This window comes from Paraburkholderia megapolitana (assembly GCF_007556815.1).
In the GTDB taxonomy this organism is placed as follows: domain Bacteria; phylum Pseudomonadota; class Gammaproteobacteria; order Burkholderiales; family Burkholderiaceae; genus Paraburkholderia; species Paraburkholderia megapolitana.
Genome location: NZ_CP041745.1, coordinates 2,855,130 through 2,879,787, shown reverse-complemented (window position 1 = coordinate 2,879,787; position 24,658 = coordinate 2,855,130). Strand labels below are relative to the sequence as shown.

Sequence of the window (24,658 nt, the reverse complement as noted above, 5' to 3'; positions counted from 1 at the left end):
TCACGATAACGCAATCAGCCCGTCCTGCGCGATCGAGATGCCGACCGGTGTGCCGCGCGCCAGTTCGACGCGGCCGGCGACATCGATGACGAGCGCATCGGGAGCCGCGCCGGCGATCGTCAGGCGGGTGCGTTCGCCGAGGAAGGCGGCAGTCTCTATGGTGCCGCGTAGATGGGCTTGTGCGGGGTCGGCGAGGTAGGCGTCTTCGGGGCGGAAGAAGAGCTCGTGTGGTGATGACGACCCTGCGTGCGTATGAGTATGTGCGGCGGGTAGTGGCACAGCACCGCCGGTCGTGGCCAGTTGTCCGTTACGCGTTTCGCCCGCGAGACGATTGATCGTGCCGATAAACTGCGCAACCGTGCGATTCGCAGGCCGGTAGTAGATGTCGCGCGGCGTGCCGATCTGCTCGATGCGCCCCGCGCTCATTACGACGATGCGGTCGCCGAGTTCCATCGCTTCAGCCTGATCGTGCGTGACGTACACCGTCGTGATGCCCAGGCCGCGCAGCAGCGTGTTCATTTCGCTGCGTAGCGTGTCGCGCAGACGCGCATCCAGCGCTGTGAGCGGCTCGTCGAGCAGTAGCACGCGTGGCTGCAATGCAAGTGCACGGGCCAGAGCGACACGCTGGCGCTGCCCGCCGGAGAGCTGATCGATCGGTTTGTCGGCATGCGCGGTGAGCCGCATCATCGCGAGCAGCTCATCGACGCGGCTGCGAGCGGCGCTCTTCGCGACGCGCTTGATCCGCAAACCGTAGCCGATATTGCCGCGCACAGTCAGATTCGGAAACAGCGCGTAGCTCTGGAACACCATGCCGACTTCGCGACGTTCGATCGGCAGAGCAGTGACGTCTTCATTACCGAAGACAACACGGCCACCCGCATCGGGCGTTTCGAGCCCCGCGATCATGCGTAGCGTCGTGGTCTTGCCGCAACCGGACGGTCCGAGCAGCACCAATGTTTCGCCGGCGGCGATATGCAGGTCGAGCGGCTCGAGCACGCGGGTACCGCGGAACGTTTTCGCGCATTGCGTGAGCGTGACCGGAACGGAGGCGAGTTTCATGGCGATTCGTCGGAAAGCGAAGAGGGATTCTGCAGATTGGCGGAGCGCGCGCGACGCGGTTTTGCCGTGTTGCGTTGACCGGTAGCGTCGACACCGAACCATTGCATCGCGACGAGCAGCGGCATCGTCATGATGAAGAACAGGATCGTGTACGCACTGCCGATCTCGATGCGCAACGACGCATACGTATCGGCGAGCCCGACCGGCAACGTTTTCGTGTCGGGCGTGTGCAGCATCCACGTGAGGTTGAATTCGCCGATCGACAGCGTGAGCACCGCGAGCGCACCGGCGACGATGCCAGGCCGCGCATTGGGCAGCACGATGGTGATGAAACGCTGCATGAAGGTTGCGCCGAGGCTCGCGGCGCCTTCTTCGAGTGTGCGCAGATCGGCGCTCGCGCAGATTGCGGCAACTGCGCGAACCATGAACGGCAGCGTGAACACGACGTGCCCGACGACGATGAACAGCACGCTCATCCGGAACGCCGTGAAACCGCCGTACACGACGAGCAGCGCGAGTGCGGATGCGAGACCCGGTAGCGCGATCGGCAGCACCAGCAGCTCCTCGATGAAACGTGCCGCTCGCGTCTTGCTGCGCGCGAGCGCGTATCCCGCAGGTACGCCGGTAATCAACGTGACTGCGAGCGTCAGCGCCGCGACTTCGAGTGACAGGAACACCGAGCCGTTGTACTGCGCCCATACCTCGGCGAGCCAGCGCAGTGTGAGACCGCTCGATACGCCCTTGAAATAGTTGACGGTAAGGCCGGCGACGATCGACATGACGACCGGCACGATCAGGAACGCGCACAGCAGCAGTGTGACGAACCATTGCCCGGCGGCGAGCGGGGTACGCGACGATATGCGCGGCAACGGTCGCGGTCGCGGCCGGGCGGCGGGAGGTGGGGCGGTGTCGGTGAGCGGGTTCATGCCTATCAGCGGATCGGAACAGAGAGAGACATCGTTCAGGCAGTAGCCGCAACCGCGGAGCCGGTCGCGTTGCGCGCAAGTGCCAGCACGAGCCAGGTCACGATGCCGAGCACGATCGACAGGCCAGCGGCCGTCACCATGTTCGCGTTCAGCGTGAACTCGGTGTAGATGGTCATCGGCAGGACGGAGATATCGGTGGCGAGCGTGAACGCCGTGCCGAATGCGCCCATCGAAGTGGCAAAGCACACCGCGCCGGCTGCGATCAACCCCGGCGACAACGCGGGCAGTACGATGTCGCGCATGATCTGCCACGGCGACGCACCGAGCGAACGCGCGGCTTCTTCAAGTGAGGCATCGAGTTTTGTCGCAGACGCCATCACCGTGACGATCACGCGCGGAATCGAAAAGTACAGATACCCGACGAAAAGCCCCGCCATCGAATACGCGAACACCCAGCGGTCACCGGTCAGCTTCAGCGACAACGCACCGATCAGCCCCTGACGGCCCGCAAGCATGATCACCATGAAGCCGACGACGACGCCCGGAAACGCGAGTGGAAACGTCAGCAGTGCAAGCAGCATGCGCTTGCCGGGAAACTCACGCCGCGCGAGCAGCAACCCCGATATCACCGACAACACGAGCGTAGCCGCCGTGACCGCCGCCGACAGCAACACGGTCGCACCCAGACTCTCCATGTAACGCGAGTTGGTCAGCAACGCGCGATAGGTGGCGAACGCATGACCGTCGGCGCTCACCTGGACGAGCGTGCCCATCGGCAGCAGCCAGAACGCGCAGAACACCGCGAGCGCCGGCGCAAGCAACGCGATGCGCCAGCGCAGCGGGAACGTGACGTCGTTCAATGCATCACCTGTAGATACTGCTCGCCGAAGCTTTGCTGCTGACCGGCCATCTTCGCGAAATCGACGGTGTGTGCGCGCGCATAGTCGCTGGCCGGCAGGAACTTCGAGGCGACATCGGGGCTCATCGCGCTCGCGCGGACCGGACGCAGCCATGCATTGGCCCACAGCTTCTGGCCTTCGTCGGAGAGCACGAAATCGAGCACCTTCTTGCCGTTTGCTTCATGCGGCGCGCCCTTGACGAGGCTCATCACGTACGGCACGGAGATCGTGCCTTCCTTCGGAATCACAAACTCGACGTTCGCCTGGTCCTTGTATTTCGCGCGATACGCATCGAAGTCGTAGTCGAGCAGGATTGGAATTTCACCGGACAGCACACGCGCGTAAGCGGTCTGCTTCGGCACGATCGGCGCGTTGGCTTTCAGCTTGCTGAACCAGTCGAGCGCCGGTTTGAAATTGTCGAAGGTGCCGCCAAGCGCCTCGTTGACGGCGACCGCACCCGCATAACCGACAAACGCGCTCGACGGATCGAGGTAACCGATCATGCCTTTGTATTCGGGCTTCAGTAGATCGGCCCACGAACGCGGCACCGGCTTGCCTTCAAGTGCATCCTTGTTGACGAAGAAGCCGAGCGTGCCCGAGTGGATCGCGAACCAGTAGCCCTGCGGGTCTTTCAGATTGGCGGGGATGTCGTTCCAGTGTGCGGGCTTGTACGGCTGGATCACGCCTTTATCTTTTGCCTGGAATGCCGACGACACACCCAGATAGACGACATCGGCCACCGGGCTTTTCTGCTCCGCCATCAGTTGCGCGATCGACTGCCCCGAGTTCTTGTTGTCGAACGGCACACGGATGCCGGTCTTTTGCTGGATCGCCTTGATCTGGCTCGCCCAGTCGGCCCATTCGGGAGGGCAGTTGTAGCAGATCGCGGTTTCGTCTGCGTAGGCGAACTGCGGTGCCGCAACGCCGGCGAGCAGGGTGGTGCTGAGCACGGCAATCGAGGTCGCGACGGGCGCGACACGGACCGCAGCGGCAAGCCGCGCGATGCCTGCCGCGGATGCGGATAACGCCGTGCGCGCGAGGCGTAGCAGCGGGACGGAGTTGCAATGGGAACGGCGGGTCACAGGAGGTCTCCTTGTGGTCAGAGCGGAACGTAGGGAGTCAGGCGGTGGTGCGAGGGGTCTCGCTTGTATGCGAAATTGCGGCGATCGTTGCGCCTGTGCGCAGCGTGTGCGGCAGCGTGAGCGCGAGTGACGTATCGGGTACGGTGCGATCGATGCGCGCGATCAACCGATGCCACGCGGCGCTGCCGATCTCGCGATTCGGCGCACAGATGCTCGCGAGCGGTGGCGATAGCAATTCGCCCATGGCGAGACCGTCGAAGCCGAGGATCGACATGTCGTTGGGAACTTGCAGGCGTGCACGATGCAGGCCGCGCATCACGACCATCGCAAGTAGATCGTTGCTGCAAAAGAGCGCGGTAGGGCGGTGCGGGCCAGTGGTTAGATGCGCGAGCACAGCAGGTGCGAGCTCGTTGGCGTTGAAGTCGATTTCGAGCGCGGGCGCAGCGGTAAGGCCGGCTTCTTGCATTGCTTGCGCGTAACCGAGATGACGTAACCGCGCGCGGTCCGAGGCCGCGAGCGTGCCGGCCAGCATCAAGATGCGGCGATGACCGTGTGCGATCAACATGCGCACGCCGTCGAACGCGGCGAGCCGGTTGTCGACCGATACCGCCGGACGACGCACCGTATCGTTGTGCATCAGCACGTAGAGCAGCCCGTCGCGGTCAAGCTCGTCGAGCAGCGGATGCGTGTCGGCATCGGCGACGGTCAGGATCAGCCCTTCGACGCGTTGCGCGCGCAGCGTTTCGATCGCGTGGCGCTCGCGATCGGCGTCGTATTGCGTCGTCATCAGCATCAACCGATAGCCGTGTGCGGCGGCGAGGTCATCGATGCCTTGTAGACATTCCGCGAACACGGGGTTGGCGAGCGTCGGCAGCACGACACCGATCAAGCGCGTGCGTTCGCCACGCAGTTGCCGGCCGAGCGGGCTCGGGCGGAAGTTCAGCGTGTCGATCGAGCGGCGGATTTTCTCCAGTGTGAGTGGATTGACCGTGTGCGGCGCGTTGATCGCGCGCGAGACCGTCGCGATCGAAAACCCCGCGTGGGCGGCTACGTCCTTGATGGTCGGAATCATCGAAATCGGCCTGTTGTAAACGTTTTCGTCGAGCGGATTATCGATATGCTTTATGACTACGCGATGACGTGCGGCGGGTGATCGGGGTGAGGGAGGCAGAGATTTTGGAGCGCCTGCGGTGCGATGGTAGAATCGCGTCCGCCCTTGCCGGGGTGATGAAATTGGTAAACATAGCGGACTTAAAGAATTGAGTGCCCGGCTGGAAACGGCCGGTGCAGAACCCCTCAAATTCGGTGAAACCCCTGGAGCGCGACGAGCGCTGCCGAGGCAACGCCGAGCCAAGCCTGCCTGGGTTTGTGGTCTTGATCTTGATCTCGATTGCGACGCGTGGTGTGGAAGGTGTAGAGACTAGACGGGGGGCGCCTAAGGTTGCGCGGCGGGTACAGCCCGACGCGCGCGATGGTGAAGGCATAGTCCAGCGCACGAACGGTCTGGTTTTTTCTTGCAACAAGACCGGCGTCGAAAGACGTGGTGTGACGAAAATCCGCCGCTTAACAGCTTGCCGGTTCGAGTCCGGTCCCCGGCACCACTGGACATTTCTCGACGTATTCTGTCGAATGTCTAATTCTGTAGAAACTGGGGCTTAAGCTCATCATCTTGTCGCCCCTGTGGCGCGCACGCACCTCGCGCTGCCTTCAACTTGCCCGTACCCGAGAGCGGGTCATAGCGGCAAGTGCCTGCGGCGCCCACCCGCCGGCATCCCTGAGCAATCGATCGGTTAGGTCCGAAAACTTCGCATCGCAAGTCGTAAGTTCGTGCTGCACGCCAACTCCCCGCAGCGCACGCCGTACATTCAAAAGCGGCCGTCGCGTTCGATACAGCCGATCTATCCCGTAGCCAGACGGCATCCAGATGCATCGGAAGGGCAGAACAGACGCGCAATGCGGAATGGCGCAAAGCAGAGTACGTCGACCATCTAATATTGCAGGCGAGGGCGATCATGTCAGGCATTACGCTTCAAGGCGGCTACGGCGTCACGCCGTACGATACGGGGACCAGTCCCTCAGGCGGCATCAACGTGCAGCAGATCGAGCAGATCATTCAGGAATTGCTCGCCATGCTGCAGAGCGCGATGCCTGGCCAGAACAACGACGATTTTTCGTCGCCGCCGGTCGGTGGAGCATCGGGAGCCAACGCACCGAGTTTTCCTCAGGCCTTCGCCAATGCGCCGCCGCCTCCTCCTCCGACCAATACGATCCCGCAGAGCTCTTCGGTCAATCCACCGGGCGGCGCATCGGGTGCGGTCGCACCCTCCGGCGCAACGAGCCCGTCGAACAACGCAGGCAGCGCTCCACAGGTGCCCGCGAACTATGCCTTTCTGAGCAGTGGCAAGGAGGGCCTGGGTATTTCGCCGACCTCGGCCAACGGAAATGGCTCGAATATGGGAGATTCAAGCTGGTATTCGAACTGGGGCATGCAATCGACGGGCGATGCCAAAGGGCAATTCATTCCAACGGTTTTCAATACCAATGACGCATCGAACGAAGGCCAGCTGGAAAGCGCGTTCAAGTCTTCCGGCTCTCCGCTCGCGTTCACCTTCAATGAGCCCGACAATGCCGGCCAGGCCAATATTTCGGTAGGCGACGCGGTCAAGAGCTGGTCGAACATTGCGACGGCCGCGAACAATACGGGAACGCAGCTGGCATCGCCGTCCGTTACCAACAGCACTAATCCTGGAGAGGGCCTGGACTGGCTGAAGCAGTTCATGAACTCGGACACCACGGTTAATGGGCAAACCAAGAAGGTGGGCGACACGGTTAGCGCGATCAATCTGCATTGGTATGGGAGTACCGGGAATCCCAATGATCCGGGCCAGGTCGGCCAGGCCGTGAACAATTTGAAGAGCTATCTTGAGCAAGCGCATAGCGAGTTCCCTGACAAGCCCATTGTCCTGTCGGAATTCGGCCTGAACCCGAACGGCAACAGTGCGGCGTCTAGCCCTGAATTTCTGAAGCAGGCGGAGCAAATGCTGAATTCACTGCCGTATGTGGAAATGTATGCGCCTTATGGGCTTGGCACGCCGGGTGGCAACGCCAGCGCGTCCAGCGCGACATAAAAGCTCAGACGTCCGGGTTGTTTTAGCAACGAGGTAGGGTGCAGGTTTGCGGCCCTATACCGGACGGTGGAGTATTTGCGACGAAGGGAAACCAGTTAGAGAACATCCAGTGTCATAACCGCTCCGCCGATTTCCTTCAGACGGGCAAGATAGGTTGCGGGATCAAGCAACTGATAGGGGAGGTAGAGGCCGGGGGGGACTACCGGTTTGTCACCGGGCCCAACGAGCCCTTCCAGAAGCATGGCAACGCCCAGAGCAGTTAGCGGCATCTGTCCTTGCGGATGGAGAACGGCATGGCGGGTGCGAAGTGGATGGCCCGCCCGATCTTTCCCGCTGAGTTCGATGACGATCTCGGTCGACATGGGTTTTCCACTGCGTCGCGTCGAACTCACGCCAGTGGCGAGGTTGAACTGCACATTCGGGGCGTCCGTTGCGACAGCCAAACCCATGATGTCATACGGTGAGAAAGCGACAGCCTCCATCCTGGTGCCGTCGATGGCGCGAAACTGAGCTTTGGCTTCTTCGCCGAGGCGCCAGAAGAAGGCGCCGTTGCGCCGGGTGAGTGCGGCGGGCATGATTTCACCGAGGCGATGCAGGTCGATGGCCGACGCGGGACCACCCGTATCCTGTTCGTCTAACAACGCACCGATGGTGATGTCGTCCACGTGGCTGAATTCCTTGACGAACTCTAGCGTGGGCACCGTTACGGCACCAACAAGCCATTCGGCGCCGAGAACCACCGGTGAAGCATTCGGCTTTTGAATATAGGCGGCTACTTCAGGGCCGATTTCGGACGCGCCCGATGAAATACTGATATGCGGTACGCCACGCGTCTGGGCGAACCGGAGGCACGCGATGGCGTCATCTTTCACGAAGACCGCGATGGCGCTCACCGCACGTCCACCGAGACTCAGGTTATCGACAGCCAGATCGAGCACGACGCCTTCGGCGTTTCCAATTTCGGCGGCGACCTCTTTGGCCTTACCCAGGTTGCGACCGCCGATCAGCAGAGGCAGATCTGGATAGGCAGCACGAAGATATTGAGCTGTGCAGCGGCCAACAATTCCGGAACCGCCGGCAAGGAGAATCGGAGCTAGTGTCATTGCGAGACCTCACAAGATTAACGATAACAACCTACGTTTAGTAAGTTACCAATAGTAGTTTATAGTGATGCTTGTTACGAGGAGGATCGAATTCGTGAAATGCAGATCGGCACCGGGAGGAACATAAGATGGCTACTCGTCGGCTTTCGAAGGCGGATCGACGGCGCCAGTTGCTCGATATGGCACTGGTTGTCATTCGCGAGGAAGGGGCTGACCGGCTGACTCTGGGATACCTCGCCACTCGTGCCGGAGTCTCCAAGCCCATCCCGTACGAACATTTCGGCACGCGATCAGGGCTGCTGATTGAGCTTTACAAGTCTCTCGACAAGGAACAGGTAGATGCTCTGCGCGAGGCCTTGGGAAGCGTCCAGCAAAGCTTGAAGGAAACCGCTGATGTTCTGGCGAGCGCCTATATTCACTGTTCTGCGGACACAAGTGGCGAATGGCACGCGGTGGGGGCGGCGTTGACTGGCAGCGGAGAAATGGGTGCGGTGTACCAGGAACTAATAGACGGGTATGTCCAACTGTTCGTATCCGCGTTACGGCCGCATAGCGGGCTGACGCCCGATGCGCTTCAACAGCGCTGTGTTGGTCTAGTCGGAGCAGGGGAAGCGCTCTCGGTTATGATGATCGGCGGTCATTGCAGCGAGAAGGACGCTGCTGAAGCGCTTTCGTCGCTGATCCAGGGTGGGCTTCTGGACATATTCGGACGTCAGGTCAGTGAGTGACTGCCTCAGGGTGTTCAGGAAACAGCCAGTCATAGCTGTCGTCTGGTTGTCCGGGTGGGGTTAACTGCGGACGACTGGATACAGTCACCAAGGCGCCAGTGCGAAACGAGGCGTTGTGTTTCTGCAGTGGGGTACCACTTAGGTAACAGGTTCGAATTCGGTCCCCGGCACCACGGGTTCTTCGATTGTCGATCGCCGTTCTGTTCACCTTCTCGAAGTAACAGCAAGCCACTTGACCACGCTAACGCGACAAAGCCTTCCAGACCTTCAAGGACATAGGGCCTGAGACACACCGAACCAGTTCGCCACATCATGACCACAACGAGAAGCCTGGCGCTCATTCTGGCATGCGTGTTTGCCTTTTCTCGGCACGGCCACGCGCAATGTGTCGACATGGTCGCCACTCTTGACGACGGTCAGTTGATGCAGTCGCGGATTGCGCTGATCGACCGTGCCACGCCTGCCGAGCAGATCCGCATCCTCGCCTACATCTTCGAAATCGATCAGACCGGCGGCCTGCTGTTGCGTCATCTGGTCGACGCCGCGCGCCGAGGCGTGCCGGTCAAGCTGCTGATCGACGGCATCGGACCCGAGCCGCACTATCCGTTCGAGGACGAACTTATCGTCGCGCTGCACGAGGTGGCTCCCGGCGTCGAACTCCGAATCTTCCATCCGCGATCAGATGTCGTCGAGCTTTCGCATCGCATGCACGACAAGCTGTTCCTGGTTGGCGACACGGCGGTGATCGGCAGTACCTCGATCTGGGATGAGAGCTTCCGCAACTGGCTCAGCGAGCGCGATCTGATGGTGTCGGGCGACGCCCGCCAGGATGCTTCCTCCCTGCACGCCATGTACCAGCATTTCGCCTTGTTCTGGAATAGCCCGCAAGTGGTTCGCCCCGAGCCGGAAAAATTCCTCCAGGTCGCAAGTCCTTATCGCGTCTCGCAGGGTCATGCGACGCTCGACCCGGTGCGCATCCGTTATTGGCGCGAACGGCTGCAGGCTCCGCTCGATGGTGCAGCCCGGGCGACGGACCTGGCCGCTACCGATACACCGGCTGCCTCCGATACGCCCAATGATCCCGCCTGGACACCGATCGCCTGCGAGCGCCTGCGCTATGTCCACGACTGGCCCGACAAGCGCTCGCCTGGCACGTTGCAGGACATGCTAGACGCGTTCGATACGGCGCAGCACGAGATCCTGATCATCAACCCCTACCTGATCCTGGTGCCGGAACTGCGCGAGGCGCTTGAGCGCAAGCGGCGCGAAGGTGTTCACGTGATCCTGGTGAGCGCCTCGCTGGCGAGCATCACGCAGGAATTCCCCGCGGTCGGGCGCGCCTACGCCAACGATCTGCCCGGCCTGGTGAATGCCGGGATCGAGGTGCGCGAATATGCCGACCGGGAGAACCGCATGATGCACGCCAAGCTGGTCCTCATCGACGGCCATCGATACTATCTCGGCAGTTTCAATTTCGACTCGCTGTCGGCCCGCTTGAATACCGAAAACGGCCTGTGGATAGATATCCCTGAGGACGGGCTCGATCCGTTGCAAGACAGTGTGGCGTACTTCCTGCGCAACTCGAGTTCGGTGAGCGACGCTAATGGCCGTCTTTTGGCGGATCCCGATGCGCGCTGCCGGGCCGTTGGGTGCGGGGGGGCGTGGCGGTGGGTGACGGTGCTGATCAGGGGGTTTCTCTGAGCGCGGTGAATCGTGTAAGAAGCGGAATTTCTCTGAGGAGAGTCCTATCGATGGAAAGATAGGGCTGCCTTCAGCTACTACACAGCTTTCAGTGAAAACCGATCATCGTATGGAAACTGATCAACGTTGTCCTTGGTGACGGTAACAAAACAGCGGTTCGCCACTAGTTCCATGCGCTCTCTCGGCGTCAGTCCTTCTTCATTGAGCGATTCAGCTCGCAGTCCCAAAAGATCAACCGCGCCATCGACATTAAAGTGAAAGGTGTCGCCCAAGTGGTAATCGCGCCTAAAAGAAGTTCGCCATGATGAGTTGTGTCCCCATCCGTGGGCGAGGTCGTGGTGCGGTCGTGTCTTTCTGCGATGGGCCCAATAAAGAGTGGAAGTGCCAGCGACCTCCGGGTGCATAACGCTGGAACTTGCAGATACGGTTACGCCTGCCCGGATCAAGAGAAGAGGACCGAGCATCAGGCATGGCCAGTGGTACTTGATAATTTGAGGTGATTGAGCGGTCTTTGGGGAGCAAGATAGCGCAGCGATCTCGTGATAGAAAGGCGAGTACCTATCGGGGCGCATGACATCTAAGCCGATGCGTTCTGCGAAGCACACAAGCTCGTCCTCTGAGATGGTCGGGCCAGGCCAGTCACTTCCATCGGCTCGTCCACTCTGGAAACGAAGCACTAGAAGCTCGAACACGCGGCTTGCCGCGTAAAGCAACCAGAGTTCGTCTTCGGATACATTCGGAATGAGTCTGCCGGTTCTTAAGCGGATGGATCGGAGCCATTCGATTTCAGCAGGATTCTTCTCTATCCAAGGAATCAACACATCGACGAAGGCGGTCTGGCCTTGGTATTCAAGCAGCTCATCGTGGAGGAATCGAAATGACATGTAGAAATACTTGCGTCAAGGGGCTTAACGTGATCGGGACCGCACTAACGCGCAGAGGGTATCTGGCGTTTGTTCTCTAGTTGATGGCGCTTTTGGCCTCGGCACTCTCCACAAACTGCCCGCGATCGTGCGGAGTACCGCGACGCCTATTGGTTCGAGTCCGGTCCCCGCACCACTGATTTTCTCAACGTTTCCCATCCACTATCAAAGCCGGGTGATGAGTCTGCTACTCGTCCACCGAGTCATCCCGATCGTTCGCAGCACATCAAGGGTTTAACCTAATACTACCTACCGGTACAACCATTACAGTGTTCAATGTAATTGTTGTGTAGGAAACCCGTGACTACTGATCCAGATCCGCACTAGAACTCCGACATTCCTCACCAAGCGACTAGTCAGGATGATCCAAGGATAAAACGAATCGTGAGCTCTTCTTACGCTGCAAAGCGAACGTTCTACGTGCCCAAGGCTTTCTTTTACATTCAGGGCGCAGTCGCCTCGGTTTTATTGAACGTCGTTCTTTACTTTTATCTGGCGAACTTCCACGACGGAACATCGATTCCTGCGATGTTGTCCGCTTATACGGCTCATGCTTTTCAGTTCAAAGCTACGACCATCCTGCTCGCGTTCTTGCTGGGGCCAATGATAGTAATATCGGGGATGCTGGCAGGCCGCCTATGGCACGCGGATACGAGCCAATATCATCAGTTGAGCTGGATCGCATTGATCAGCGATATTGCGTTTCTCGGCGCATGGGGCGCTGCCATTGGCCTTGGTCTGGCAGCCATGGGCGTTCAGGAGTATTCGCCGCAGACGGTGTCTTATACGCTGATCGCCGGTTTTGCGTCCATCGCATCTGTGCTTGGGGTTCTTTGGGCACCATTTGGACTTTCATGCTTTTGTATTTCGATTAAATCCGGGCTACTACCCGGCTGGCTGAATATCCTCACGCTGATTGCCGTCTTGATGAACTGTTGCGCCGTGTTCGGAATGTTCACCATGACAGGTCCGCTTAACCCAATCAATGGTCAGATCGCCGCTGGATTCCCGTTTTATGGTCCGGTGACGTGGTTCAACATGGTCCTCGCCTGGTTGCTGTCGCAGATGTTCAGCAGAAAATAAGTTTTGCGAACTTGACCGGTATGGTTGTCTGCGCCGGATAGTGCAGAGGGGTGCGCATCACGGGGCGCTGAACACGCCAGTACGGTCGTCGATACATCGACGTGTAACGCTCGACAACTGCTCCGTGTCGAACCCGGACGATGGATATCGCACTTGCCGAACCATCAGCTATTCATCCACCATTTCGTATGGCATCCACGACCACCGACAACGCGCGGGAATATTCACGGCGGCTGGGATAGAAGATGTGTAACCCGGAAAACGTCGGGAACCAGTCTTCCAGCACCCATCGCAGCCGTCCGGCAGACACATGCGGCTCCGCGAGATCTTCCGGCACGAAGGCTAATCCTGCACCATCGATGGCCGCATTCAACATTTGATAGACCCCATTGAATGTGAGCTGCCCGTCGACGCGGACCTGTATCTCCCGCTTCCCCTTCTTTAGCTCCCAGGCGTACAAACCACCTCGCGTGGGCAAGCGCAACTTGATGCAATTGTGATTGAGCAGATCTTTTGGCCGAACCGGCGCGGGATGCTTCGCCAGGTACGCAGGGGAGCCGACTATAGCCAGTCGAGCGCGGGGTCCAACGCGAACCGCAATCATGTCCTTGGCTACCTGGTCGCCCCAACGCACTCCAATATCGTATCGGTCAGCGACGATGTCCGACAGGCCGTAGTCCACCACCATTTCGACCTTAATGTCTGGATAGTTTGGGAGGACTTTCGCCAGGCGCGGCCACAGCACGGTATCGGCTGCGTAATCGGTGGTTGTGATGCGGATTGTGCCGGCCGGCTTTTCCCGGGTTTCGATAATCGCGGCAAGTTCGCTCTCGATTTCGTCGAAGCGAGGTGCAATGGCATGCATCAGTCGTTCCCCAGCCGCGGTCGGCGCAACACTGCGAGTCGTCCGACTGAGTAGCCGTACTCCCATGCGCGCTTCCAATGCGCGCAACGCATGACTGAGCGCGCTTTGCGAGACCCCGAGTGTGGCGGCCGCACGCGTGAAGCTTCCTTCGCGCGCAACGGCGATGAAAGCCAAAAGGTCGGAGACATTTTCGCGCAGCATTGATGAGCACCTCTCATAAGTCCTAGCAGATTCTACTGCCTAGTCGGCATGAGCATCCGCGCGCAGAATTTCGGATGTGCTGATCAGATACGCCACGCAAGGAGAAACATGTCAAGCAAACTAACTGCAGCGCGCCAGTCCTTCGGGGCAGTTGCGCCGAAGCTCGCGGAACTGAGCGATGAAATCCTGTTCGGCGATATCTGGGAGCGCCCGCAACTGTCGAGGAGAGATCGCAGTCTCGTGACCTGTGCCGCGCTTGTCGCGCAAGGCAAGACGGAACAGATGAGTTTTCACTTTCCGCGCGCCATCGAGAACGGTGTCACGCACGCTGAACTCGTCGAGCTTGTCACCCATCTCGCGTTTTATGCGGGCTGGCCCAATGCAATGTCGGCCGTGACGAAGCTCAACGAGTTGTTCCCGGCCCCGAACATCTAAAGGAAACGTCATGGAATTGAAGAGACCCGGTTCGCAGGCATCAGTCAGAGGCCCCGCTCAGTGGTTCACGGGCACGGTGCGCATCGATCCTTTAAACGCACCGCCGCCGCCCGCCCGCGTTTCATGCGCAAGTGTGACCTTCGAACCGGGCGCGCGGTCGAACTGGCACACCCACCCGCTGGGCCAAACACTGCTTGTCACAGCCGGCTGTGGCTGGACGCAGTGCGAGGGCGAAGCGATTGTGGAAATACGGGCCGGCGATGTGATCTGGTGTCCGCCAGGCCACAAGCACTGGCATGGCGCATCACCCACGACCTCGATGACGCACATTGCCATCCAGGAAGCCCTGGAAGGGAAGAACGTGGAGTGGATGGAACGCGTTACCGACGAACAATATTTCGCCGGGCTTCAAGGAGAGCAATCATGAATCCGGTCTACGATTTCAAGGGCAAGGTCGCGCTCGTGACGGGCGCGAGTTCGGGAATGGGTCTGGCGACTGCCAGGGCGTTCGCTGAAGCGGGTGCGGCTGTCGCCCTGGTCGATATAAATGCCGATAAATTGAGCGCCGCGACCGAAGAACTCACGAAGCTTGGTCACACGGCAATCGGGATCGTTTGCGACGTGGCCGACGAGTTGCAGGCAGAAGCCGCAGTCGAGCGCACGGTTGCGGAGTTTGGCCGACTCGACATGGTCTATAACAACGCTGGCATTCTTGGCCCCATGTGCGAGATGTCCGACGAAACGGTCGACGCATACGACCAGACGCAGGAGGTCAACCTGCGCGGCGTCTGGACGTTCATGAAGCATGAGCTACGCCAGATGAAGAAACAGGGTAGCGGCGCGATCGTAAATTGTTCATCGCTGGGTGGTCTGGTCGGGCTGCCAGGACGTGCGGCATACCACGCGAGCAAGCATGGAGTGATTGGGCTTACCAAGAGCGCCGCCCTGGACGTTGCCGCGCTAGGTATACGAGTGAATGCGATATGCCCGGGTTGCATCGACACCCCAATGAGTGACGGGATCGATCCCGAGGCGACGAAGATATTTCTCAAGGATCAGCCGATTGGCCGTGCGGGCAGGCCCGAGGAGGTCGCCGCAGCTGTACTCTGGTTGTGCAGTCCTGGCGCTAATTTGATTGTCGGTGTAGCGTTGCCGGTTGATGGCGCCTTTGTCGCGCATTGAGATTGTGCCGCCTGAGAGTTGTCGTGCCCCTTGCTATGCGACGTCTACATACATGATTAACCGATGCGACCGGTGACCGTTATCGCAACAGAACCATGGTGCGGACAACTATGAATATTCCGCGGAAGGTATCGACCAGGACGTGGCGAGCACTCGGCCTGAGCCTGTTGCTGGGGGCTGGTTTGGGCTGCCGCCAAGAAGCTGGCGCGCACGTTTCACCGACACAGGTGGGCGTTGCTCGAACGCAAAAAGAATCGGATATGAATCTGCAGATCGCCACGAATGTGGATACAAGCGATGGACATGTCATCGTGCACGTGACGTGGAAGAATACTTCGGAGACGGATACTTACCTGTTCAGTCCGTGGCAACTCTTCCGGGACAATTTGATGGAAGGTAGTCTTCTGGAAATATCGCAGGCGGGACAGGAGGTTGATTTTCTGGGGGCGATGGTTAAACGAAGGGCCACGGAAGAGAAAGATCTGGTACGGCTGGCACCCGGACAGAACTTGCAGGCGCAGCAGGACATCACCACGCAATACCGATTTGCGACAGGCACGCACGTTTATAGTGTGATTTATTCCGCTTTCGTACAGGTAAACAGTCCTGAAAAATACATGACGGTGCAATCGCCACCGGCGACATTTACCTTGATGCGTTGACGTTCGCCGTAACCAGATAACCGGGCAGTATTTTCGGCAAGGAAGGGTAGATGGACAAGTTCCGACCAATCAACCGGAGTAAAAGACCGGGTAGGCTGGTGCTGATCGTCCTGACAGTGTTTGCCCTGATCTGGGTGCTGCTCAATCCCAAGGACACGCTCGAACGGGTGCGTGGCTTCATGCCCGGCACTTCTTCCAGCTCTATCAAGGGCGAATGGGTTGGTCACATCGACATCTACGGTATTCAGGACCCGTGGCACCGTGCTCTCTCGAAACCGGCTGTCATCCGCTTTGAACTCGGCCCCCCCGGCTACTTTCTCGGCAACCACGGCGGAACCGGCGAAATCTCTATCGCCGGCCAGCCGCCACGGGCCTTCCGCATACAAGCACTCTCCATCTCTGCAAAAGATCCAACCCGCGAGTTTCGCACCAGCCTTTGGCTCGATAGTTATCATCCCAATGACCCGAACGACCTCGTATCGGGTGGCTTTCACGGGCAGTGGAAACCTGGCGAAAGTCTCTCCATCGAACGGGATCTGTTTACCGGGTACAGCATGAAAGGGTTGCTCGTCAAAGGCACCGACGACGACTACAACTCACTCGTACAGGTTATGAACGCAGCGGTCGGCGCGAAACCTTAACGGATTTCGGTACGAATGCGCTCATTGGATTGGTTAGGGTAGCGATCCAGTCAATCGGGTGGCCAGTGACGAGCAAGGAGTGGTTCGAGTCCGATCCCCGGCACCACCGATTTTTTCTGGTACATCCAGGCAAACTACAACAGGACTAAATATGTCTGAGCGCGACAGCAAACTCCACGGTAGCTGGCGGTTGATTTCTTTCGAAACTGAACTTCAGGATTCGAACGAGCGCAGTCAACCGTGGGGCACCGACCCCAATGGCTACCTTATGTTTGGCGCCGACGGGCGAATGATGGTGCTCGTTACCGCAATGGCGCGCGAGCCAGGGAATACGGATGAGAAACTGCTGGCGCTTTTCCGTACCTTGATGGCCTACACCGGACGGTATCGGATAGACGGGGATAGGTTCATCACGAAGATTGACGCATCTTCGAATGAAGCCTGGAACGGGAGCGAGCAGGAACGCTTCTACAAGCTCGATGGAGACACGCTCGAGGTCTCTACGGCCTGGATGCCGAATCCGTTGGTGTCGGGAAATCCAACAGGAAGGGCTACTCTGCGTTTTAGACGTGAGTGATTTTCCCAGGACTGAGTTTGCAACTGGTCGCTAGTTCGCAGGCCGCCGACTCAACGGTGAGTCTGACAACTCGGCAGCAACCTTCCCCACGAACTTCCCGCGACCGCGAAGCGTGATCGTCGCACAAGTCTGTTTTCATCGATCCAGCGATTGTTCGTCCAGACAGGCTCGGATTATGATGTGTCGGCGAATTTTCGATGTTAGACATTCAAGTGACCTTTCAATATGCTAAAAGCGATCATTGCTCTCGTCATCGGGATCGGCCTGCTGATCGCGGCGGCGGTTAGTGTGCAGTCAACACGTGAATTCCTGCAAACGTCGATCGTTGTGCCGGGGCGCGTGGTCAGGCTGAATGCCGGCGGTTATCACCCGCAGATCGAATTTGTCACAAAGGCGGGCGAATCGGTTTCATATCCGCAGGGTGGAATCACGACGCGCATGAACGTGGGCGATCAACCTGAAGTCCGGTATTTACCCGATAATCCAATTCCCACGGCGACGATAACGACGTTCGAAGCCATCTGGGGTAATACGATCTTTTTCACGGTGCTGGGCATCGGTTTTCTTGTGAGTGGGTTAGTGACCCTGCCGTGGCGAAAATAAACTGATGACGGAGCGGTGCGTATGTCTTTCATGAGGCGCAGCAAATGGACGTACACCACCGGGGCGGGTGGCGGTGCCGGCTTCGAATTCGTGATGGCGACAGGCGGCGACATTATCCTGGCGGATCCACAGGGAAAACCCCAGAGTTTTGGTTATGGTGGCGTTGGGGTTGGCCTGAGCTGGTCGATAAAGATACCCAAGATCAAGCTGCCGAAGTTTTCGATACCTGAGGTCAAGCTGGCGAAAGTTGGCGGTCACAGCGTGGGCGCAACTGGATCGACCTTCGACTTTCCCAGCTATGGAGACATCTTCATAACCCCTTCATTTCACGGCGCAGAGCTGACTCGCGCAGATCTTCAGGGTTCGATTCTCTATATCGATGCGTCGATCGGCCTCATCTACGGCTGGGGGGGAGATCTGATGCTGCTGGGCATCGATACGCCGATGTTTCTCCTTGGGCTTTCGAATCCTGCGTTCTCGATGCTGATGGAGGATGCGGTGGCGCATGCGCCGGCCCTGCTGTTTATGCGCGGTCGGACGTTGGGCCTGCAAGCTGGGGCCAGCATAGGCATCCTCGCCGGGTACATGCACTGAACCTGCGGTGGATCCGGGAATCCGCGTCCCAGGGGCAGATCGCCGTGAATCTCAATTGAAAGGGAAAAGTTAAATCGCGCAAGGTTGAGGCGCGGAGGTAGCATTTTAAAAACATCTGAGGTTAATATCGACACTCCTTCCGGAGGTGCTCCGAGGCAGCCATGCAAATGTCCGATATCGCAAGTTTCTTTCAGCTCCAGAACAACCGCCTGTTTTCGATTGATAGCCCTTTAAAAGGGAACTCGGAACTGGTGCTGGTCGATTTTCACTGCGATGAAAGCCTGTCTGATCTGTTTCATATAGACGTTCAACTGGCTTCGCAGGACCGGACAATTGAACTGAAGAAAATGATCGGCCAGGCTGTGACAATTACGTTACAGCTCACGGACGCGACCGCGAGTTCGGATGAACGATATTTTCACGGTTATGTCGTGTCATTTTCACATATCGATACTGACGGTGGCTTCGCGAAATACCGCGCGACGATCATGCCGTGGCTGTGGATGCTCTCACGACGCCAGGATATCCGGATTTTTCAGGAACAGACTACGCAGGATGTGCTCACGAAGGTGTTTCAGGAGTATGGCAATCTCGCGTCGTTCGAATTCCGTCTTTCGAAGGCGACGGCGAATCGCAGTTACTGCACGCAGTACAAGGAAACGGATCTTCAGTTTGCGCAGCGGCTGATGCAGGAAGATGGCCTGTTCTATTACTTCGAACACGCGAAGAACGGGCACAAACTGATCATTACCGACACGTCGACTACGGCAAAACCGATCGATGGCCAGAGCGCGGTACTGCAGTACAACAAGGGGGAAGCCCTCGACAACCTAGCCGTCGTCAAGTCGTTCACGGCGCGGCGGGAGCTGGCATCGGATACGGTCGGCGTGAAGACGTTCGATTACAAGATGCCGGGTGCTCGCCGTGCTGCAGCCGGCAGTACGGACGTCGACCAGGGGGACGTCCCATCGTACGAGATTTACGATTACCTCGGCGAACATGGTTTTCCCAACAGCGACCGAGGCGAGGAAATGGCGCGTTTCCGGACTGAGGCGCTAGCTGCGCACAGCAAGCTTTTCAGCGGTATGACCACAAGCCGGCGTCTGATGCCGGGCCGGTATTTCGAGCTCGATAATCACTACGATCATGAGCAGGCCGAGCAGGATGACAGGCAGTTCGTGCTGCTGAGTGTGGTTCATTCCGGCACGAACAACTATCAGGCGGGCGAGGGTGCGGCGAACTATGCGTGCAGCTTCACCTGCATCCGCAAGAAGATTCCCTACCGGCCGCCGTTCGTGATCGACCGGCCGACGAACATCGGCCCGCAGTCCGCAATCGTGGTCGGTCCAAAGGGCGAAGAGATCTATACCGATTCGCTCGGCCGGGTGAAGGTGCAGTTTCATTGGGACCGCCAGGGGAAGCGCGATCAGGGGAGTTCGTGCTGGGTTCGCGTGGGGCAGCCGTGGGCAGGCAGTGGCTTTGGGATGGTCCAGATTCCGCGAATCGGGGATGAAGTAGTCGTGATTTTTCTGGATGGCGATCCGGACCGGCCTCTGATTATCTCGCGGGTTTATAACGCGATGAATATGCCGCCCTGGGCGTTGCCTGACAATGCGACGCAGAGCGGGATATTGACCCGTTCGAGTAAGGGGGGAGCGTCAATACGGCGAACGCCATTCGGTTCGAAGACAAGATGGGGCAGGAGGAGGTCTGGATCCATGCTGAGAAGGATCAGCGGATCGAGGTCGAGCATAACGAATCGCATACCGTGGGTAACGATCGCACCAAAACCGTCGACCATGATGAGACTGTTCAGGTCAACAACAACCGGACGGAAACTGTCGGCAACAATGAGACGATTACGGTGGGGGTGAACCGGACGGAGACGGTCGGCAGTAATGAAACGTTGACGGTTGGCGGTAACCGCACCGAGACCATTGAGGGGATGGAGAATCTGGTGGTCGCGCTGACTTCGACTGAGACGGTCGGCCTGGCCAAGGCGCTTACGGTGGGCGGCGCCTATGGAGTGACAGTCATCGGTGCCGCAAACACTGCGGTCGGCCTGGCGAGTGCGGAAGAGGTGGGACTCGCAAAAACCACCAAGGTTGGCAAAACCTACACGATCACGGCAGGCGACAAGATTGAACTCAAGACGGGCAAAGCTGTGCTCATTATGGAAAGCAACGGGCACATCACATTGCGCGGGACGCAACTGCTTATCGAAGGCTCCGGTCCTGTCCAGATCAATGGCAAGGACGTTGACATCAACTGACGGGGGCGGCGATGGAGTTCTCCAATTTCACGCCCTTTCCGGCGCTGGCTTTTGAATCATTTGCGCCCAATGGAGCGTCATTTCATACCGTTGTCCTTCGACAGACCTTCGAACTACGCAACGGCTCGTTGGTGCTTGCGCAGAAGCAAAAGCCTCTGGCAACCACCGATCGTTTTTTTGGTGAACCGAACCAGTCGAGCGTCGTGGAGGAAAGCGATCTCGCGCCGTACAAACCGTTTTGTGACGTGCTCGTTGATGCAACTGCGTATGTCCCCCAAGGGAGGCCGTTACCGCGCTTCGCGGTGGGCGTCAGGCTTACTTCGGCACCGATGATTACAGATCGAGCCTCGGCCACTGCGTCGACTCAGGTCCTGCTTGATCGACGTTTGGTTGTCATGGGGGAAAGGTATTTTGTCCGGCGATCGACGCTCGTACGGTACCTGAACAAGGCCGTCGCCATAGGCACCTTCGGTGCAGTGCGTCGCGCGGACTGGAAACTTACAGCACCGAAGCCGATTGCCGCATTGCCTGTCCGCTACGAATACGCATGGGGCGGGCAGTGTCGCGTCAATGCTGATCATGCTGCGGCCGGGCGCGTACCGAAGGCCGTTCGACTCGATGACCAGCAGCAAGCCGGGCATCCGGATCAGGGGCAAATCCCCGTTGCCCATACGACGTGTGAGGCGAATCCGGTAGGCCTTGGATTTGCATGCCGGTGGTACGTAAAGGCGATGAAGTTGCGGCAGGTGGCCGCTCCGCAGATTGAGGCGGCAGGACAGTCGATTACGGTACAAGCATGGCTCCGTGCGTCGGAAGAGCAATCTCCCGCCTCATTGCGTCCTGCTGGTATTGGCGTTGTCGGTAAGGCATGGACTACTCGGCTCAGCTTGGCAGGGACCTACGACGAGCGCTGGCTCGCCGAGCGTCATCCAGGATTGCCTGACGACTTCCAGTTTCGTTACTGGAATGGTGCGCATGCGGACATGCAGGTTCCGCATCTGAAGGGTAATGAAACCCTCGTACTAACGAACCTCGTTCCGCACGGAACACTACATTCGAAGGTAGACGAGCGGGGCAATACCACTTTGCGCATTCCCTTGCCGGGTCACCTGCCGATGGGCTGGATTTACACCGATCAGGGACTCGGGTTCGCCCCCTTCCTGCTGGATACGCTGTCGGTGGATTTGTCGGAGACGACAAAGCCAGAAGTCACTCTAGTTTGGCGGGCCACACTCATGAAATCGGTCCGCGCCCAACGCTTCGAGGCGAGATTTATCGATAGCGACGAGATGGCACGGCTTTCTGCATCGACACCAACGGTTCTGGACGGTTCAGCGGGAGAACGCCATGGCTGATCCCGTTCCTGTAATCACGATCACCGGTGACGCGGGAGACGTCTTCCGCGAACAGTTCAACATCCAGAACGTCGAGCAGGCTCGCGACGCGGTTAATAATCTGGACGCGCTGTGGAATACCCCGAATCCCTGGAGTGAGCGCGGACGTCCGGTCGATCGCGAGACGTTCGATGAAGCGGCGCAGGAGGTGAAGCAGCGCTTCGAATCTGGCAGATATAAGCCCGAGGAACAGGCGCAACCCTCGGATCATTTTTCGACCGGCAACCCGATTGCGTCGAGACAGGACGGAACCTTCAAGGCGGTGAGCAGTACTCCGGATGTATGCAAGACTCCAATGGGAGGGGCAACGCCACCTGTGCCGTACCCGGTGATTTCTGATCTCGGTGGCTCGGCGGAGATCGTTCCAACTGTACGATTCAATGGCAAGCCGGCCTATGTTCTCGATCAGAGTGTGGTACCAACGTGTACGGGCGACGAGGCCGGTGTGGCCGATGGGGTGAAGTCCGGTACCGTTGGGGGTGAAACCAAGCCGAGCCGAGGCAGTAGTACGGTTCGAGCGGGAGGACATCAAGTCATTCGTGACGGCGATCCGTGCACGATGAACAGCGGCAATTGTACCGGCACGTATGTGACCGCGCCGTCACCGGGCACTGCAGTGGATGGCAGTGGAAATGTGGTCGGGGACGCCAATCCGCCGCCCGACAAGGGGGCTTTGCATCAGGTCGGTGGGTTCTTCAAGGGGGCTGGCGGGGCCTTGTGGGACATGGGGAAGGGGCTGGTGGGACTCGGAGTCGGAGCCGCGAAGCTATCGCCCGTGTCGCAGCTTGCGGAAGGCCTTTCCGACCTGACGGGAGCGAATGTCTACCATGGCTACTCGGAGACACAACAGGCGATCAATCAAACGGCACAGGCGGTCTATAACCATCCTGGAGCGATTGTTGATGGCATCACCAAGCCCTATATGGAAGCTTGGAGCCAGGGAAACTATGGTGAAGCTGTCGGTCGCGGCGTTGTTGATGTCGGAGGTTTCTTCGCCGGTGGAGTCGGAGTTGCCGGCAAGGCGGGAGAGGCGGGCAATATAGCGGGTAAGGTGGGTGAGATTGCGAATGCCACCGGTAAAGTAGGTGAAACAGCAACCACTGTCGGCAAGATCGGTGAGGGTGCTGACGCCCTGAATACCGCCGACAAGGTGGCGGAGGCCGGAGACGCAGCGAAGGTAGCTGATGCTGCTGGCGCGGCAGGAACGAAAGCGCCGGTCGTTCCAAAAGCCGAGTTCGAAAAATTGGCTGATATTTCCGGCGATGGTGTTCGTGTCAAACCTGCCGGAGGTGCTTGGAAGTACCCACCTAACTGGAGTAGCTGGATCAAGAAGGGCGGTAAGATCGTTACCCATGAAGATGGTTCCGTGACGTACATTCGCAAAGATGGTGTTCAAGTCACTTACAATAAGGAAGGGTTCCCTGACTTTTCTCCACATGCCACGCAGACGGTTGAGATTGACGATATGCAGTTCAACCATACTAGCGATTTCCGGAAGGCGAACGAGGAGATTGGATTGACTGGCAGTGATCCGCCGGACGGCTTCACCTGGCACCATGTCGAAGATGGGAAGACGATGCAACTGGTGCCTCAGTCGATTCACAATGTTGCTGAAGGCGGCTTCCCGCATGCGGGTGGGGTATCTGTGGGTGGTGGCGGTTAGCGGGTTCGAGCTTAGACACGGTGAAGGACATGAAAGAACTTACATATTCGAAGCATGAGCATTCGTCTGTTCGGCACGATGGTGCTAGCGACGAGGAAATCGATGAATTCTTTTCTTCCCGCGGTTTGGCGTGTCCAGCTGACTACCGGGCGTTCTTGCAGAAGTACAACGGTGGCTGTTTCAATGAGGGTTATCTAGCAGATACGTCATTGGGACCATTGCTTGTGTCCTATTTTTCGACGCTGGCTCCCAGCAAAAATCGCCACATCCCAACACAGATCGAAAATCTAGACGAGTACATCCCATCGGGCTTTGTACCTATCGCTGACGATCCGGGTGGAAACTTGTATTTGCTAGATTGTGACCGCAACTCGGAGCGTAACGGCAAAATCTACTTCTGGAATCATGAGAGTGCCGAGCCATCAGAGGATCCTGTCCTGAGCAGCTTTAACAACATAACATTGCTCTTTGATTCTTTTGCGGATTTTTTAGATGCGATGAAAGACAAGAGCGAGGTCTGACGAAAATGCGTTCAAAAGTGAATTTGTAAAGGTTTGCAATGGACTATCCGTTAAGCGGTGAAACTGAGGCACATGCTTCCTTCATCCTGAATGCCGTCCCACAGCAAAAACAGATTGGGAGTAAGGTTGTCAATTCTATCGAACGGGGCGATGGGGCGGTGACTGCGTATTCTCAGAACGGGAAAGTTTATTCCGTCCGCATTAGGAGTCCGTTTTCTGGCGATGTGCGTGGGATAAGAATCGGGTACACCAAAGACGAAGTGATTCGCGTGTTGGGGAAGCCGAATAAACTATGGCCAGTTCATGATGGGATTGCTCGCTGGTTCTACGATGCGGAATCGTTCATGAGAGTGGATTTCGATCCTGAGACCAACGTGGTTGAGGTTATATACGTCTGAGAGATTGTTGATATGATC

Annotated in this window: 24 protein-coding genes and 1 pseudogene; 17 read left to right on the top strand and 8 right to left on the bottom strand. The window is 58.3% G+C overall.

The features are described 5' to 3' along the window. The 5 genes from FNZ07_RS34575 to FNZ07_RS26105 form a co-directional block, all read right to left on the bottom strand. On the bottom strand, nt 1-1,059 hold the full coding sequence (locus FNZ07_RS34575) for an ABC transporter ATP-binding protein (RefSeq protein ID WP_091014634.1): 1,059 nt from the start codon (nt 1,057-1,059) through the stop codon (nt 1-3). Continuing rightward, the gene (locus FNZ07_RS26120; protein WP_091014631.1) at nt 1,056-1,985 is read right to left on the bottom strand and encodes an ABC transporter permease; all 930 of its coding nucleotides are present in this window, start codon (nt 1,983-1,985) and stop codon (nt 1,056-1,058) included. Before FNZ07_RS26120 ends, FNZ07_RS34575 begins: the two co-directional genes overlap by 4 nt. Nucleotides 1,986-2,020: 35 nt before the next feature. Continuing rightward, on the bottom strand, nt 2,021-2,845 hold the full coding sequence (locus FNZ07_RS26115; protein WP_091014630.1) for an ABC transporter permease: 825 nt from the start codon (nt 2,843-2,845) through the stop codon (nt 2,021-2,023). After that, nucleotides 2,842-3,933, bottom strand: a complete 1,092-nt coding sequence (locus FNZ07_RS26110; RefSeq protein WP_091014808.1) for an ABC transporter substrate-binding protein — start codon at nt 3,931-3,933, stop codon at nt 2,842-2,844. The genes FNZ07_RS26115 and FNZ07_RS26110 overlap by 4 nt, the downstream gene beginning before the upstream one ends. Before the next feature lie 70 nt (nt 3,934-4,003). Continuing rightward, nucleotides 4,004-5,038: a LacI family DNA-binding transcriptional regulator gene (locus FNZ07_RS26105; protein ID WP_091014806.1), complete on the bottom strand. Its 1,035-nt coding sequence runs from the start codon at nt 5,036-5,038 to the stop codon at nt 4,004-4,006. Nucleotides 5,039-5,978: 940 nt separating this feature from the next. Between FNZ07_RS26105 and FNZ07_RS26095 the strand changes: the two genes are divergently transcribed. Continuing rightward, nucleotides 5,979-7,094: a glycosyl hydrolase gene (locus FNZ07_RS26095; RefSeq protein ID WP_091014622.1), complete on the top strand. Its 1,116-nt coding sequence runs from the start codon at nt 5,979-5,981 to the stop codon at nt 7,092-7,094. A gap of 95 nt (nt 7,095-7,189) precedes the next feature. On the opposite strand, the gene FNZ07_RS26090 is transcribed toward FNZ07_RS26095, so the two are convergent. Then, nucleotides 7,190-8,197, bottom strand: coding sequence for a saccharopine dehydrogenase (locus FNZ07_RS26090; RefSeq protein WP_091014621.1), 1,008 nt, complete (start codon nt 8,195-8,197; stop codon nt 7,190-7,192). A 128-nt stretch (nt 8,198-8,325) separates the two neighbouring features. Between FNZ07_RS26090 and FNZ07_RS26085 the strand changes: the two genes are divergently transcribed. Together FNZ07_RS26085 and FNZ07_RS26080 are read left to right on the top strand one after the other, a co-directional pair. Continuing rightward, nucleotides 8,326-8,925: a TetR/AcrR family transcriptional regulator gene (locus tag FNZ07_RS26085; RefSeq protein WP_177228299.1), complete on the top strand. Its 600-nt coding sequence runs from the start codon at nt 8,326-8,328 to the stop codon at nt 8,923-8,925. A gap of 312 nt (nt 8,926-9,237) precedes the next feature. Beyond that, nucleotides 9,238-10,626 carry a phospholipase D-like domain-containing protein gene (locus FNZ07_RS26080; protein WP_245811533.1) on the top strand — a complete coding sequence of 463 codons (1,389 nt, stop codon included), beginning with the start codon at nt 9,238-9,240 and terminating at the stop codon, nt 10,624-10,626. Nucleotides 10,627-10,703: 77 nt separating this feature from the next. On the opposite strand, the gene FNZ07_RS26075 is transcribed toward FNZ07_RS26080, so the two are convergent. After that, the gene (locus FNZ07_RS26075; protein ID WP_091014593.1) at nt 10,704-11,510 is read right to left on the bottom strand and encodes a hypothetical protein; all 807 of its coding nucleotides are present in this window, start codon (nt 11,508-11,510) and stop codon (nt 10,704-10,706) included. 423 nt (nt 11,511-11,933) lie between these two features. Between FNZ07_RS26075 and FNZ07_RS26070 the strand changes: the two genes are divergently transcribed. Further along, nucleotides 11,934-12,632 (top strand): hypothetical protein, encoded by a 699-nt coding sequence (locus FNZ07_RS26070; protein WP_091014590.1) that lies wholly within the window; start codon nt 11,934-11,936, stop codon nt 12,630-12,632. Nucleotides 12,633-12,804: 172 nt separating this feature from the next. Here FNZ07_RS26070 and FNZ07_RS26065 read toward each other — a convergent pair whose 3' ends face one another. Continuing rightward, nucleotides 12,805-13,698: a LysR family transcriptional regulator gene (locus FNZ07_RS26065; RefSeq protein ID WP_091014588.1), complete on the bottom strand. Its 894-nt coding sequence runs from the start codon at nt 13,696-13,698 to the stop codon at nt 12,805-12,807. A 108-nt stretch (nt 13,699-13,806) separates the two neighbouring features. Between FNZ07_RS26065 and FNZ07_RS26060 the strand changes: the two genes are divergently transcribed. From FNZ07_RS26060 to FNZ07_RS26000, 13 genes and pseudogenes are all read left to right on the top strand, one after another. Next, entirely contained in the window at nt 13,807-14,133 is a 327-nt protein-coding gene (locus FNZ07_RS26060) for a carboxymuconolactone decarboxylase family protein (RefSeq protein ID WP_091014586.1), read from the top strand. Between the two features lie 10 nt (nt 14,134-14,143). Continuing rightward, nucleotides 14,144-14,560 carry a (R)-mandelonitrile lyase gene (locus FNZ07_RS26055; RefSeq protein ID WP_091014584.1) on the top strand — a complete coding sequence of 139 codons (417 nt, stop codon included), beginning with the start codon at nt 14,144-14,146 and terminating at the stop codon, nt 14,558-14,560. Then, nucleotides 14,557-15,315 carry an SDR family NAD(P)-dependent oxidoreductase gene (locus FNZ07_RS26050; RefSeq protein WP_091014582.1) on the top strand — a complete coding sequence of 253 codons (759 nt, stop codon included), beginning with the start codon at nt 14,557-14,559 and terminating at the stop codon, nt 15,313-15,315. Before FNZ07_RS26055 ends, FNZ07_RS26050 begins: the two co-directional genes overlap by 4 nt. Before the next feature lie 110 nt (nt 15,316-15,425). Next, the gene (locus FNZ07_RS26045; protein ID WP_143098100.1) at nt 15,426-15,977 is read left to right on the top strand and encodes a hypothetical protein; all 552 of its coding nucleotides are present in this window, start codon (nt 15,426-15,428) and stop codon (nt 15,975-15,977) included. 50 nt (nt 15,978-16,027) lie between these two features. Beyond that, the gene (locus FNZ07_RS26040; RefSeq protein WP_091014569.1) at nt 16,028-16,618 is read left to right on the top strand and encodes a hypothetical protein; all 591 of its coding nucleotides are present in this window, start codon (nt 16,028-16,030) and stop codon (nt 16,616-16,618) included. A 151-nt stretch (nt 16,619-16,769) separates the two neighbouring features. Further along, entirely contained in the window at nt 16,770-17,195 is a 426-nt protein-coding gene (locus tag FNZ07_RS26035) for a lipocalin-like domain-containing protein (RefSeq protein ID WP_091014568.1), read from the top strand. Between the two features lie 225 nt (nt 17,196-17,420). Then, the gene (locus FNZ07_RS26030) at nt 17,421-17,798 is read left to right on the top strand and encodes a DUF3592 domain-containing protein (RefSeq protein ID WP_091014567.1); all 378 of its coding nucleotides are present in this window, start codon (nt 17,421-17,423) and stop codon (nt 17,796-17,798) included. Between the two features lie 21 nt (nt 17,799-17,819). After that, nucleotides 17,820-18,392 carry a hypothetical protein gene (locus FNZ07_RS26025; protein ID WP_091014565.1) on the top strand — a complete coding sequence of 191 codons (573 nt, stop codon included), beginning with the start codon at nt 17,820-17,822 and terminating at the stop codon, nt 18,390-18,392. A 161-nt stretch (nt 18,393-18,553) separates the two neighbouring features. Then, nucleotides 18,554-20,664, top strand: a pseudogene (locus tag FNZ07_RS26020) (type VI secretion system Vgr family protein). A gap of 11 nt (nt 20,665-20,675) precedes the next feature. Beyond that, nucleotides 20,676-22,019 carry a DUF2169 family type VI secretion system accessory protein gene (locus FNZ07_RS26015; RefSeq protein ID WP_091014555.1) on the top strand — a complete coding sequence of 448 codons (1,344 nt, stop codon included), beginning with the start codon at nt 20,676-20,678 and terminating at the stop codon, nt 22,017-22,019. Then, entirely contained in the window at nt 22,012-23,721 is a 1,710-nt protein-coding gene (locus FNZ07_RS26010; protein WP_091014553.1) for a PAAR-like domain-containing protein, read from the top strand. Before FNZ07_RS26015 ends, FNZ07_RS26010 begins: the two co-directional genes overlap by 8 nt. 29 nt (nt 23,722-23,750) lie before the next feature. Beyond that, a complete protein-coding gene (locus tag FNZ07_RS26005) occupies nt 23,751-24,242 on the top strand; it encodes an SMI1/KNR4 family protein (protein WP_091014551.1) in 492 nt (163 codons plus the stop codon). A gap of 38 nt (nt 24,243-24,280) precedes the next feature. Beyond that, nucleotides 24,281-24,640: a hypothetical protein gene (locus FNZ07_RS26000; RefSeq protein WP_091014548.1), complete on the top strand. Its 360-nt coding sequence runs from the start codon at nt 24,281-24,283 to the stop codon at nt 24,638-24,640. Nucleotides 24,641-24,658: the final 18 nt, after the last annotated feature.